The 13,077-nt window shown below is 70.3% G+C and carries 12 protein-coding genes and 1 pseudogene; 4 read left to right on the top strand and 9 right to left on the bottom strand.

The annotated features are described in order from the left end of the window. Window position 1: 1 nt before the first annotated feature. The 3 genes from QF035_RS06255 to QF035_RS06245 all read right to left on the bottom strand — a co-directional run bounded on the left by QF035_RS06255 (window position 2) and on the right by QF035_RS06245 (window position 3,761). Window positions 2-1,018 (bottom strand): ABC transporter permease, encoded by a 1,017-nt coding sequence (locus tag QF035_RS06255; RefSeq protein WP_307518826.1) that lies wholly within the window; start codon window positions 1,016-1,018, stop codon window positions 2-4. Window positions 1,019-1,026: 8 nt separating this feature from the next. Further along, window positions 1,027-2,745 carry an ABC transporter substrate-binding protein gene (locus QF035_RS06250; RefSeq protein ID WP_307518824.1) on the bottom strand — a complete coding sequence of 573 codons (1,719 nt, stop codon included), beginning with the start codon at window positions 2,743-2,745 and terminating at the stop codon, window positions 1,027-1,029. 119 nt (window positions 2,746-2,864) lie between these two features. After that, the gene (locus QF035_RS06245) at window positions 2,865-3,761 is read right to left on the bottom strand and encodes a proline iminopeptidase-family hydrolase (protein ID WP_307518823.1); all 897 of its coding nucleotides are present in this window, start codon (window positions 3,759-3,761) and stop codon (window positions 2,865-2,867) included. A gap of 166 nt (window positions 3,762-3,927) precedes the next feature. Between QF035_RS06245 and QF035_RS06240 the strand changes: the two genes are divergently transcribed. Continuing rightward, on the top strand, window positions 3,928-4,779 hold the full coding sequence (locus QF035_RS06240; RefSeq protein WP_307518822.1) for a FadR/GntR family transcriptional regulator: 852 nt from the start codon (window positions 3,928-3,930) through the stop codon (window positions 4,777-4,779). Window positions 4,780-4,861: 82 nt separating this feature from the next. On the opposite strand, the gene QF035_RS06235 is transcribed toward QF035_RS06240, so the two are convergent. From QF035_RS06235 to QF035_RS06210, 6 genes and pseudogenes are all read right to left on the bottom strand, one after another. Beyond that, window positions 4,862-5,215, bottom strand: coding sequence for a nuclear transport factor 2 family protein (locus QF035_RS06235; protein WP_307518821.1), 354 nt, complete (start codon window positions 5,213-5,215; stop codon window positions 4,862-4,864). 54 nt (window positions 5,216-5,269) lie between these two features. After that, the gene (locus QF035_RS06230) at window positions 5,270-5,479 is read right to left on the bottom strand and encodes a heavy-metal-associated domain-containing protein (protein ID WP_307518819.1); all 210 of its coding nucleotides are present in this window, start codon (window positions 5,477-5,479) and stop codon (window positions 5,270-5,272) included. 99 nt (window positions 5,480-5,578) lie between these two features. Then, window positions 5,579-7,192: a PucR family transcriptional regulator gene (locus QF035_RS06225; RefSeq protein ID WP_307518818.1), complete on the bottom strand. Its 1,614-nt coding sequence runs from the start codon at window positions 7,190-7,192 to the stop codon at window positions 5,579-5,581. A gap of 216 nt (window positions 7,193-7,408) precedes the next feature. After that, window positions 7,409-8,805, bottom strand: a pseudogene (locus tag QF035_RS06220) (NAD(P)/FAD-dependent oxidoreductase). A 42-nt stretch (window positions 8,806-8,847) separates the two neighbouring features. After that, complete coding sequence (locus QF035_RS06215) at window positions 8,848-9,513, bottom strand: HAD-IA family hydrolase (RefSeq protein ID WP_307518816.1); 666 nt, start codon at window positions 9,511-9,513, stop codon at window positions 8,848-8,850. A gap of 71 nt (window positions 9,514-9,584) precedes the next feature. Then, entirely contained in the window at window positions 9,585-10,940 is a 1,356-nt protein-coding gene (locus tag QF035_RS06210; protein WP_307518814.1) for an MFS transporter, read from the bottom strand. A 425-nt stretch (window positions 10,941-11,365) separates the two neighbouring features. On the opposite strand from QF035_RS06210, the gene QF035_RS06205 reads away from it, so the two are divergent. From QF035_RS06205 to QF035_RS06195, 3 genes are all read left to right on the top strand, one after another. Beyond that, window positions 11,366-12,358 carry a D-2-hydroxyacid dehydrogenase gene (locus tag QF035_RS06205; RefSeq protein ID WP_307518813.1) on the top strand — a complete coding sequence of 331 codons (993 nt, stop codon included), beginning with the start codon at window positions 11,366-11,368 and terminating at the stop codon, window positions 12,356-12,358. A 74-nt stretch (window positions 12,359-12,432) separates the two neighbouring features. Next, window positions 12,433-12,699, top strand: a complete 267-nt coding sequence (locus QF035_RS55665) for a hypothetical protein (RefSeq protein WP_373466606.1) — start codon at window positions 12,433-12,435, stop codon at window positions 12,697-12,699. Next, window positions 12,696-13,031: a hypothetical protein gene (locus QF035_RS06195; RefSeq protein ID WP_307518812.1), complete on the top strand. Its 336-nt coding sequence runs from the start codon at window positions 12,696-12,698 to the stop codon at window positions 13,029-13,031. Before QF035_RS55665 ends, QF035_RS06195 begins: the two co-directional genes overlap by 4 nt. Window positions 13,032-13,077 lie beyond the last annotated feature (46 nt).

Below are 13,077 nucleotides of genomic sequence, written 5' to 3'. Positions count from 1 at the left end.
GTCACACCCCTCCGCGCAGCCGGGCGCTCGGGTCGAGCGCGTCACGCACGCCGTCGCCCAGGACGTTGAGCGCCACCGTGGTCAGCGCGATGAGCAGTCCCGGGGCGATCGTCACGGCGGGCCGGGTGTAGAGGAGTCCGAGGCCGTCCTCGATGATCGTGCCCCAGCTGGCGTCGGGCGGCTGGACCCCGACGGACAGGAACGACAGCGCCGACTCGGTGAGCATGGCGAGCGCGGTCATCAGCGGCAGGAAGACGATCGCCGTGGGCACGACGTTCGGCAGCACCTCCCGGCGCATGACACGCAGGGCGGGCGCGCCCGAGCCGATGGCCGCCTGGATGAACTCCTTGTTGCGCAGCACCAGTACCTGGCCGCGCAGGGGCCGGGCGACGTACGGCACGTAGATCGCCGCGATGATCACCACGGGCAGCCACAGGCTCCCCGCGTCCACTGTGACCGGACCGAGCCGCAGTCCGTCGGTGAGCAGCACCACCGACAGACAGATGGCCAGCAGATACACCGGGAACGCCCAGATGACGTCCAGGATCCGGGAGATGACGGCGTCCACGACGCCGCCCGCGTAGCCGGCGAGGACGCCGACGGCCGTACCGATGACGACGGTCAGCAGGGCCGCGGTGACCCCGATGAACAGGCTGGTACGGCCGCCGTACAGCAGCCGTGCCATGACATCGCGGCCCTGGTTGTCGGAGCCGAGGAAGTAGTGGGCGGTGTCCCAGGTGGGCCCGATGGGCGTGACGCCGAGACCGAGCCCGGTACTGCTCGGGGTGAGCACCGGCACGGACCTGCCGTCGACGACCGTGGTGCCGGAGACATGGGACTGGAACGGGTCGGTGTGGGCGATGTGGTCCGCGTACAGCGGCGCGCACAGGCACACCAGGACGACGATCAGCAGGACGAGGGCCGCGGCCGTCGCCGGCCTGTTGCGGGACAGGTCGGCGACGGCGGTCCGCCAGGGACCCGGCGAGCGCCGGGCCTCGGTGGTGGTCGACGGGGCCATGGCGCGGCTCACTTGACCCACAACTGCCCGACGAGCATGTAGAACTGCTTGCTGAACTGGTAGTTGCCGACGCGCTTCGACGTGAAGTCGATGATCTTCGGGTTGATCACCGGTACGACCGGGGACTCCTTCATGATGTCCTGGTCGATCGTGCCCCACTGCTGGTCGGCGCTCTTCTGATCGGTCTGCCCGGTCTTCAGCGCGGTCCGCATCCGTGCGTCGATGCCCTTGTCGCAGAAGCCGGAGATGTTGATGCTGGAGTCGCTGCCCGGGTGGAACGAGGCGCAGGACAGCAGCACGTTGAGGAAGTCGGAGGCCGCCGGGTAATCCTGGTACCAGGACGTCAGGGCGAGCTGCACCTTGTTCTTGGTGTTCTGGATGTACGTGAACTGGATGTTGCCCGACAGCGGTTTGAGGGTGGCCTTGTAGCCGAGCTGGGTGAGCAGGCTCTGCAGATACTGGCCGATCGACTTGTTGACCTCGTCGTCCTGCACGACGATGCCGACCTCCTGCCCTGCCGTACCGGACTTCTTGACCAGTTCCTTGGCTTTGGCCAGGTCCGGGGCCGACCAGGTCTTGCCGCCGCCCTTGGTGTAGTCGCAGGAGTCGACGTGCCCGGGGAAGCCCGGCGGCAGGATGGTGCACGCGGGAGCGGCGAGGTTCTTGCCGCCGTAGAGCCGGACCACGGCCTCGCGGTCCACCGCCCAGTTGATGGCCTGGCGCGCCAACTTGTTGTTGAACGGCGCCGAGTTGACGTTGAGCGTCAGATACCAGAACGCGGTCAGCGGGTTGACGTGCGCCTGTGAGGCGTACTTGGTGCCTATCTCGTTCAGGCGGTCGGCGGGCGGCGGATCGTACATCCAGTCCGCCTGGCCGTTCTGGACGGCGGTGACCTCGGACTCGACGGTCTGCCCGAAGGTGTAGTCGATCCTGTCGGGATAGCCCTGAGGCTGGCCCTCCCGTGACCACTCCTTGAAGTGCGGGTTGCGGACCAGCTTGAGCGCCCGGTTCGGATCGTACGAGGCCGCCATGTACGGGCCGGTGGTCGGCAGTGGCTTTGTGCCCGCGTCCTTGGCCGGCGATTCCTTCGGCACCACGCTGGCGTGCGGGACGGCCAGCTTGTACGGGAACTCCGGGTCCGCGGCGGTGAGGTTGACGGTGACCGTGCCGGCCGACGCGTCGCCGACGACGCCCTTGTCGAGCGTGCAGTCCGCGGGCTTCTTGATACAGGCGTCCGCGCCGACGATCCCGTTGTAGAAGGTGCCCGCGGTGGGGCTGGAGACCTTGAAGATGCGTTGGAAGGACGCCACCACGTCGTCGGTGGTCAGGGCCTTCCCGTTGGAGAACTTGATGCCCTTGCGCAAAGTGAAGGTGTATGTCTTGCCGCCGTTGGTCACCTTGGGCATGGCCGTGGCCAGGTCCGGTACGACGGTGAACGACTGCTGACCGCCGGTCTTCTTGAACGCCAGCAGACCGTCGTACATCGACTGGTACAGCTGCCAGTACTGGAGTGTGTAGTTCACCTGCGGGTCCAGGCTGCCGGCGGCCGCGTGGGCGACCATCCGCAGGGTGCCTCCCTTGTGCTCCGGCTGGAAGGCGGAGGAGCCGGAGGAGGACGAGGTCGGGCCGGAGGCGCTGCCGTCGTCGGAGGACGAGCAGGCGGCGGCGGTGAGGGCGAGGGTGGCGGTGGTGGCGACGAGGGCGGTGCGTCTGGTGCTGCGGGACATCCGAACTCCCGTGGGTGGATCGAACGGTGGAGACAGCGGGGCGGGGCGGCGGGTCGAGCCGATCGGTGGAGCTGTCCGGTCGAGGCCGCGGGTCCAGTCGGCCTGTGGAGCCGGCCGAGTCAGTCGGTCGAGTCGAGGAACGCGCCGACGACCTGGAGGTAGAGCTCCTCCTCCTCGACGTGCGGCATATGGCTGGAGTGCTCGAAGAAGTGCCAGCGCACATCGGGGATGTGGTCGGCGAAGGGACGGACGGTTTCGGGAGTCGCCTCGTCGTACCGCCCGGACACCAGCAGGGTCGGGACGTCGACGAGGTGCAGCCGGTCGATGACCGACCAGTTCTTGAGGGTTCCGACGACGTGGAACTCGTTCGGCCCGTTCATCGTGTGGTAGACGGTCGGGTCGGCCTCGATGTTGTCCCAGGTGGCCTGGACCTCGGGCGGGGTCGGGACCAGGCGGCAGACATGGCGCTCGTAGAAGACCTGCTCCGCCGCGTGGTAGTCGGGATGGTCGGTGGTCCCGGCGTCCTCGTGGGCGAGCAGGGTCCGCTGCACCTCGGGCGGGAGAGCGGCGCGCAGCCCGGCCGCACCCGACAGCCACAGCTCCATGGACGCGGGGGAGTTGGCGATGACCAGGCCCCGCAGTCCCGGCGGGCGCCGTAGGGCGTGCTCGGCGGCGAGCATGCCGCCCCAGGACTGACCGAGGACGTGGTAGGCATCGGCGATCCCCAACGCCTTGAGGAGATTGTCGAGTTCGTCGAGGAAGAGCTGGACGGTCCAGAAGTCGGCGCCCCGGTCGGGCAGATGGGTGGACCGCCCGATGCCGAGCTGGTCGTAGTGCACCACGGGCCGGCCCTGTCGGCCGATGCCCGCGATGCGCAGCGTGTAGTCGTGACCGGCGCCGGGTCCGCCGTGCAGGACCACCAGAGGGGTCTTGCCCGGCTCGCCCGTGATCCGGTACCAGGTGGACCAGCCGTTGAAGTCGACGGTTCCGGTGTGGTTCGGTTCGGGGATCGCCACTGGGGAGCCTCCCGGACCGGCCGAGATTCGGTCGGTCCCTGTCTGAAACGCGATGGGTGTGACGGGTGTCTGCGATACTGATTGGGTAAATGGTCAGCGCACAAGACCTTTTAGCGGGGGCAGGGCAAGACGTAACTGCGTGTTTACGTGTCCAGCGCGCGTTTACATGTCCGGCATCCGCGACCCACCTGAGGAGGACCAGCTGACATCCGCACCGCAGCCGCCCGAGCCGGGGGACGAGTTCGCCCGGGTGCTCGACCGTGTCCTTCTCGGCGGCGCCTCTTCACCGTCCCTGCGCCCGGTACGCGTGACGTCCGCGGTCGACGAGGTCTCCGACCGGCTGCTCACGGCGATCGCCGTCGGGGACTTCCTGCCGGGACAGCGGCTGCCGGCCGAACGCGAACTCACCCAGCTGCTGCGGGTGAGCCGTCCCACCGTGCGCGAGGCGGTCGGGCGCCTCCAGGCCGTGGGTGTCATCGAGACCCGCCGCGGCCGCAACGGCGGTGCCTTCGTGCGCGAAAGCTGGAGCGAGTCCTCCGCGGCCGCGGTGCGCCGCACCCTGCTGCCCCGCTGGGAGGAGTTCGAGCAACTCTTCGATCTGCGGGGGCTGGTGGAGGGCATGGTGGCCGCCACGGCCGCCCGGCGCCGACGGCCCGAGGACCTCGAACCGATACGCGAGGCCCTCGGGGCGTACCTCTCCGCGACGACACCCCGCGAGGAGCAGATCGCCGACAGCGCGTTCCACGAGAGCATCTGCCGGGCCACGCACAACCCGCAGATCGCCACGCTCAGCCGGGACCTGCTGACCCGGATCAGCCTCGGCTTCCCGGCGGAACCCTGGGGCAAGGGGGAACGGTCCCACTTCCACCGGGCCAGCAGGGACCACAAGGCCCTCTATGAAGCCATCGCGGCCGGTGAGCCCGCCAAGGCCGAGGAGATCGCCCGCGACCACTTCACCATCAGCGCCGACATGATCCGCGAGGTACTGGCCCGGGTGCGTGCCGGCGAACCGGCCTGACGCGCTGCGAGCCCGATATCAGAAGGGCGGGATCTCCTCCGGCACGAGTCCGAGCTGCCGGAGGAGGCCGTACAGATCGGTCTCACCCCAGAACTCGACGATCCGCCCCTCGCTCAGGCGGTAGGACTTGATGCCCGACATGGGTCAGGTCACGCCCGGTGCGGTCGTGCGTGTACGTCAGGGTGAAAGCGGTGACCACCCTGTCCTCTGCGGCGAACAGATCGTCCACTCGTAGGCGGCAGTTGGACAGCCCCGGGCTCAATATCGCCCCTTCCGGACAGCGCCGCCCCCGCACGTGCTGCCCGGCGCCATGGACCATCACGTCTTCGGCGACGACTTCCGCGAGTTCGTCGAGGTCCTGTGTCTCGAACACGCGCAGATAGCGGAGGACGACCTCGGCGTTGAGCTTGCTCAGGGCGGTCGGCTCGGCGGGCATGGGAGGAACGTATCCAGCGGGGTCGACCGCCACCAGAGGAGTGCCGGCCGGTTGTCAGAGCACGGCGGTCACCTCGAAGCCCGCCTCGGTGATCGCGGCGCACACCTTCGAACCGTCGAGCCCCTCGCCCGTCACGGTCACCGAACCGGTGTCGAGGTCGATACCCACCCGGTCGACGCCCAGCACCCCGCCGACCTTGGTCTCCAGGGCGTCGGCACAGCGGCCGCAGGTCATTCCGATGACGTGGTACCGCTGTTCAGTCATGATCCCTCGTCTCTTCCCGACGTGCGCACGCACGCTGTGGGAGCCGCTCCGGGATCAGATACGCGTCCGTCGACAGCGGTGTTCACCGCCGCAGGCGACTCACAGGGAAGCCGGTCGGACGGTCCCGCCCGCACCGCCGAGCAGGTCCAACGCCGTGACGGCCACGTGCAGTTGGGTGCGAAGGGCGCCGGACTCCAGGTCGTTGCCCAGGAGCCGCTCGATGGTCCGCAGCCGTTGGTAGAAGGCCTGCCGGGAGAGCCCGACGTGCTTGGCGGCGATCGACTTGTTGCCGGCGGCGACGAGATATTCGCGCAGGGTCGAAAGGAGGTGGCTGCCGTGTCGGGCGTCGTGCTGGACGAGGCGTCCGAGCTGCTGTTCCACGTACCGCTGGACGCGCACGTCGTCGCGAAGCGAGTACAGCAGTTCCGGCAGACCGATGTCCGACGCGACATGGAAGGGGCGGTCCAGTGTTCCGGGGCCGATCGCGTCGGCGATCTGCTCGGCCTCGCGGAACGACCGGGTGACCTGGCTGAGTTCGGTGACTCCGGGGCCGACCGCCACGACGAGGCCCTCCCCGAACGTGCCGCGCAGATCCCGGCCGACGCGTTCCACCACCGGCTGCCAGGCCGAGGCACGGGCCAGCGCGAGCAGCAGTCCGGTCCGGTGTTCGGACAGGTCTCCCACCAGGGCCTTGACCCCCGAGATGGGCAGTTCCGCGGCGAGGTGCCCGGTCACAGTGGTGTCGCCGTCGGCGGTGTCCTCGTGGTCGATGACGACCGGGACGAGGCGGTGACCGGTCGTGGGCAGTCCGAGTGCCTCGGCCCTCAGACGCGCCTCGGTACGGCTCCGGTAGCGCCAGTGGAGCAGATCGAGCAGGACGGAACTGTGCGCGCGCCGGTCCCACTCGGGCCTGCCGGTCAGCCGTGCCAGGGTGAGGGCGGTGGCGGCCTGTTCGAGGATCATCGTCTGCTCGGGACCGATCGGCGGACCGGACGCGTGAGGCAGCATGATCAGCCGCCCCCACCGTCTGCCCCGGTCCTCGACCGGCGCCACGAGCCAGCCCTCGGGTCCGCTCGCCGCCGCCCGGTCCGGCGTCGGGGCGGTGCGCGAGCGTCGTGGCCAGGCCTCCAGGACCTGTCCGTCCGGAGGACCGGCGGTCCGGCAGATCACCGCGTGGTGGATCAGGTTCTCCAGGACCACCGGACACCCCGTGAGGTCCGCGGCGGCCTGCACGAACTCCTCCGGATCCGCGCCGCGCAGGGTGAGCGAGGTGAACAGCTCGCGCACCTGCTGGGCGCGGCGCAGCAGCTCGCCCTGCGCGTCCAGGATCAGCGCGTGGACGGTCTGGGTGACCTCGATGAACCGCACCCCGCGCGCCAGCACGATCAGCGGCAGGTCCCTCTCCCGGCAGGCGGTGACCAGTTCCTGCGGCGCGTGCTGGTAGCGGCGGCCCAGCTCGACGACCAGCCCGGCCACTCCCACATCTGCCAACGAGTCGACGTAGCCGCGCAGTTGGATGGGATCGGCCGGGTGCGGCATGCCCGTGGTGAGGACGAGTTCGCCGCCCTCCAGGAAGGAGGCCGGGTCGAGCAGCTCGGTGACATGGACCCAGCGGACCCTGCGCGACAACTGGTCCTCGCCTGCCGCGACCCGGGGCAGACCGGCGGCGATGACGGGCAGCCGCAGCACGTCCGCGACCGTGAGGAACGGCATGGGGACAGCTCCAGTCCGACGACGTGCCGACCGACCCGGCACGATGTCCGGACCACTCTGAGGGGTGAGACAGACCGATGCAAGGCTCGATTGCCCAGCTCAGCGCCATGCCCCGAAGGGGCGCGGGGAACGGCGCGAGCAACCCACAGAACCGCCAGCCGCGAACGCACCACGCGCCCCTGGGCGAAGAGGCGACCAGAACCAGAACGGGAGGCGTCAGGGCCGCCGCGCGATGAGATCCGCGACCGTGGCGATCGGGGACGTACGGGCCCGCCCGCCGGCTTCGTGCCGGTCCGCCCACCGGTAGGCCACGTACAGCCCGCGCACGCCCAGCCAGCGCAGCGGTTCCGGCTCCCAGGTGCCGGGGCGGTGCCCGGTCCACGGCAGCCGGGTGAGCCGGGACTCGCGCCGGAGCACCAGATCGGTGAGGGTGCGGGCGGCGAGGTTCGTGGAGGTCATACCGTGTCCGACATAGCCGCCGGCCCAGCCGAGCCCTGTGGCGCGGTCGAGTCCCACGGTGGCGGACCAGTCGCGGGGCACGGCGAGCACACCGCACCAGGCGTGGTCGACCCTGGCACCGGCGGTCTGCGGCAGCATCCCGTAGAGCGTGTCGGTGAGCTGGCCGATGGTGTGCGGGCGTCCACCTGCCCAGCGTCGTCCGTGCGGGAGCCGAAGCGGTACGGGACACCGCGGCCGCCGATCGCGATCCGGTCGTCCGGGGTGCGCTGCGCGTACATGTGCCCGTGTGCCGTGTCGCCCAGCGTCTCGCGGCCCGCCCAGCCGATCTCCTCCCACACCTCCTTCGGCAGAGGCTCGGTGGCGATCATCGAGCTGTTCATCGGGAGCCAGGCGCGGCGCAGCCCCTTGAACGAGGCCGTGAACCCCTCCGTCGCGCGCAGGACGACGGGCGCGGTGACCGTGCCGTGCGCGGTGACCGCCCGGCCGGGCTCGATGGCCGTGACCGGGGACTTCTCGTAGAGGGTTACACCGAGCCGTTCGACCGTCTCGGCGAGCCCCTTGACCAGGGCGGCGGGCTGCAGCCGGGCGCAGTGCGGGGTCCAGGCCGCGGCCGTCATGCCGTCGATGCGGATGCGGTCCGCGGCCTCCTCCGGTGTGAGCATCACGGCGTTCGGCACGCCCCACTCGTGGTCGGCCTCGGTCTTGTGGCGCAGCCGGGTCGCCTGTGCGGGGGTGCGGGCCACCCGCAGGGTGCCGCCCTTGACGATGCCGGCGTCGATCCCCTCGCGCTCGGCCACGGCGACGATCTCGTCGACGGCCTCGTTCATCACGCGCTGGTAGTCGAGCACGGCATCCCGCCCGTACTGCTTCGCCAGCCGGTCGCGGGCGCCGGGCACGAGCCCCGAGGCCCAGCCGCCGTTGCGGCCGGAGGCGCCGAACCCGGCGAACTCGGCCTCCAGGATGGTGATGCGCAGCGACGGGTCGGCCAGTTTGAGGTAGTACGCGGTCCACAGTCCGGTCAGCCCGGCGCCCACGATGCACACATCGGCGTCGCGGTCACCGGGCAACGCGGCGCGTGGGGTGGGCAGTTCGGCGAACCAATGGGAGATCCGGCCGTTGACCGGGCCGGGCTGACCGAGCGTGGTGGCGCTCACGGGATGTCCTTTCACGGCGGCTGGACGAGGAGACGACGAAGGTCAGACGCCGAGCAGGGGAGGCAGCTCGGAGAGGTTGCTGATCTCCTCGTACGGCTGGTAGGCGGCCGACCCCGGGAAGCCGTACCGGTTCACCCAGATCCGCCGCATGCCCTCGTACCGCTTGGTCGGCATGATGTCGTACTCCCAGCCCTGCGCGGTGTGGATGATGTCCTCGGGGCCGCGTCCGGTGGCCTTCATGAGGTACTCGAAGGCCTGCGGCAGCGGCTTGTACGCTCCGGCCTGCTCGGCGGTGAGGACGTGGTCCCACTCCACGCCGAGCTCGTCCACGGCGTACGAGATGAGGTCGTCCTCGCTGTTGGAGAGGATGGCGATGTCGTACTCGCCCTTGAGGCGGCGCAGCGCGTCCGGGACCTCGCGGAACGGCGTGAACTTCTTGATGGCCTCGATCAGCGCCTCGCCGTCCTCGGCCCGGTACTCCAGGCCGTGCAGCAGCATGACGTTGCGCAGGGTGCTGCGGACGACCTCGCGGTAGGGGCGGTAGACGTCGACGACGCCCTGGAAGCGCATGACGTACGCGTCGTGGTGGAACTGGTCCGGATCGACGCCGAACTCGGCCAGGCGGTCCTTGACGATCTCGTGCGTGGCGGTCCGGGTGTCGAAGTTGATGAGGGTCCGGTAGCAGTCGAAGCTGACGACCTTGCGCATGGGGTGAACTCCTCTGTGTGGGGCGGGGGTTGAGGTGTTTTGGAGGCGAAGCGGTGACAGGGTGAGCGGGTTCAGGAACGGCTGCTTGCCTCGGTGAGGCCCAGGTCCTTGGTCTCGGGGGCGAGGAAGTAGGAGACGACGAGTCCCACCAGCGTGATCGCCACGGCGATGCCCAGCGTGCCGCGTACGCCCAGGTCCTCGGCGGCGATCGGCAGGAGGAACGTGGAGGAGGCGGAGCCCACGCGGCTCATGGCCGTGGCGATGCCCACGCCCGTGGCCCGCAGATCGGTCGGGAACAGCTCGCTCGGGTAGACGAACTGCAGACCGCTGCCCGCCGCCTCGAAGAACTGGAAGGCCGCGAACAGGGCCACCACCGCGAAGGCCCAGTGCAGCGGCAGGACCGCCAGCGCGATCAGCGAGACATTGATGCACACGAAGCTGCTGATCAGGAGCGAGCGGCGGCCGATCCGGTTGACGACCACCAGGCCGAGCCCGATGCCGGCCACCGCGATGGTGGTGATCAGCGCGCTGGCACCGTATGTGCTCCCCACGCCGAACGCGGACAGCATCTGCGGCTGGAAGGAGCGGACCGCGAAGGCGGGCGCGACCTGACAGATCCAGAACACGGAACAGAAGACGACTGGGACGGTGTAGCCGCGTTTGAAGATCTCGACGAGATTGCCGAGTCCGGAGCCGCCCCGCTTTTCCTGGCGGCCCTCCGCGAGCAGCTCCTCGTCGCTCACCTCCTGGCCGAGGTGTTTGCGGACGACCGCCTTCGCCTCGTCCATGCGGCCGCGCGAGGCCAGCCAGCGCGGGGACTCGGGGATGCCGGCCCGCATGAACAGGAAGATGAGCGCCGGGACCGTTCCGGAGGCCAGCATCCAGCGCCAGGAGTCGTCGCCGAGGCCGGTCAGCGCCCAGCCCACCCAGTAGCTCACGCCGTACCCGACCCACCAGGCGAGGACCAGACCGGACAGGGCCGGGCCGCGCATCCGGCGGGGCACCAGCTCGGTGGTGAGGGCGGAGGCGATGGGGTAGTCGGCGCCGATCGCGATGCCGATGAGCAGCCGCAGCACCAGCAGCTGCCAGGCCTCGGTGACGAAGAACTGCAGCGCCGAGAAGACGACGAAGGTGGCCAGGTTGAGGACGTACATCAGATGGCGGCCGACCCGGTCGGTGATGGGGCCGAAGACCGCGCCGCCGATGAACACGCCGACCAGGACGGAGGCGGCTATCAGGCCCGTCCACAGCGTGTCGAGGGCGAGCGCGGGCGTGATGAGGCCGAGGGCGACGCCCATCACTCCGAGCAGATAGCCGTCGCAGAAGGGGCCGCCCATGGCGACCACCATGATCCGGCGGTGGAAGGAACTGACGGGCGCGTCGTCGAGCGACGAGGCCCCGCCGGTGGTTGATGAGGTCAGAGACATGCTTGAGGCTCCTGGGGGGACGCGGGAAGGCGAGGGGGACGCGCGCCGGCAGGGGGGCCGGGCGAAGGAGGCTTCGTACGTCAAGCATTGGAAAGCGGGGATGTGGGGGGATTTTTTTGAGGGGGGAAGGCGTACAGCGCTGTACGCGGTGCGGACCGGTCGTCTCCGGGTGGCCGGGCGAAGCGGTCCGGGGTTGGCCATCACCCTGGTTCAGCGCGGATCCACCGTCAATGAACACGGTGTTCTCTTGGGAGACGGCGGGTGGACAGTGTGTTCCGTGGCCGCCGGCCGGTTGACACACCGTCCACAGCGGCCGTCCCGGCAGAACACCGTGGTCATTGACCCTTCCGCCACGTCCCCGGAGGGTGGGAGCGGTACCTCGTACCAGCCGCCCCCGCACCGACTCACGCCGTGGGAGAACCGCCTTGGCTGACCGGCTCGTCGTCCTGCACCGCGGCATCCTGCCGCACAACGCCGCCGGCATCGAAAGCCTCGCGGACACGGTGTACGCCACCGAGGAGGAACTGCCGCACCTCCTGCCCGGCGCGGACGCCCTGCTCTGCTGGCACTCGATCACCCCCGCGGTCGAGGCGGCCTGGCCGGAGGACCCGTCGAGCGCACCGAACTGGGTGCACGTGGCCGCCGCCGGCGTCGACTCACTGCTCTTCCCGGCCCTGGTCGACAACCCCCGGGTGGTGCTCACCAACTCGCGCGGCGTCTACGACCGACCCATCGCCGAGTACGTACTCGGCCTGATCCTGGCCCTCGCCAAGGACTTCCCGGGCACCTGGGAACACCAGCGGCGCCGCGAGTGGCGGCCCCGGGACAGCGAACGCATCGACGGACGGACCGTCCTCGTGTGGGGCACGGGTCCCATCGGCCGAGCCGTGGCCCGTATGCTCCGCGCGGTCGGCATGCGGGTGAGCGCCGTAGGGCGTACGGAGTGCGCGGACGACCCCGACTTCGGCACCGTGCACGCCCTCTCCGGGCTGCGCCCCGCCCTGGCCGGGGCGGATTACGTGGTGCTCGCCGCTCCCCTCACGGCGGCCACCCGGGGCATGGTCGACGCGTCCGTGCTCGCGTCGATGAAGCCGGGCGCGCGGCTCGTGAACGTGGGCCGGGGCGGACTCGTCGACGAGGAGGCGCTCGTCCGGAACCTCACCGACGGCCGCCTGGCCGGAGCGGCCCTGGACGTCTTCGCCCACGAGCCGCTGCCCGCCGCCTCACCCCTGTGGGACCTGCCCGGCGTCATCGTCTCCCCGCACACGGCCGGCGAGGTCACCGGCTGGCGCGACGACCTCGCGGACCTGTTCCTCGACAACCTGACCCGCAGGGCCGAAGGCAGACGACTGCGCAACGTGGTCGACAAGGCACATGGCTATGTGCGGGAGGAGCGGGTGGGGACGTCTCCGGCGTAGACCGGGCGGCCGGGTGGCAGCCTGGTAGTGACGAGGACAGGGACAACGTGCCGATCCCACCTACCGCGGATCGCATGGCAACAGGAAGCGAGCTGGGCGACTACCTGCGCTCCCGGCGGGAGCGGATCCGCCCCGAGGACATCGGCCTGCCGGGCGGTGACCGGCGGCGGGTCGCGGGTCTGCGCCGCGAGGAGGTTGCCCTGCTCCTCCTGGGACCGGACACCTCCGCGTCCGTCAACATGGTCAGGATGCTGATGGACGGGACCGGCCCGGAACCCCGCGTCTGTACTTCGCGGTCGTCGACGTACGCGACGCCGCCGACCTCCACCTACGGGCGATGACCAGCCCACGGGCGGCCGGCGAGCGGTTCATCGGGGCCGCGGGGGACACGCTGTCCATGCACGACATCGCCCGCGTCCTGCGTGAGCGTCTGGGCGACGCCGCCCACCGCGTACCCGTGGACGTCCTGCCGGACGAGGCGGTGCTCCGGGCCGCCGAGACCGCCCCCGCGATGCGTCAGACGGCCGATCAGCTCGGCATCATCCGCCGCCTCGACAACGCGAGGGCGCGCCGCCTCCTCGACTGGAACCCCCGCTCCGGCGACGACGCCGTCACCGCCACGGCCGAAAGCCTCCTCCGCCTAGGCCTGCTCAAGGACGCGTCCCTCACGTAGGCGGCTGGCCCGGCGCCCCGGGCTTCGGCCGGAGCCCCGAGCAGGC

This window comes from Streptomyces umbrinus, from assembly GCF_030817415.1.
In the GTDB taxonomy this organism is placed as follows: domain Bacteria; phylum Actinomycetota; class Actinomycetes; order Streptomycetales; family Streptomycetaceae; genus Streptomyces; species Streptomyces umbrinus_A.
Note: the sequence above shows the minus strand (reverse complement) of the source record. Positions and strands in the feature narration are given on the sequence as shown.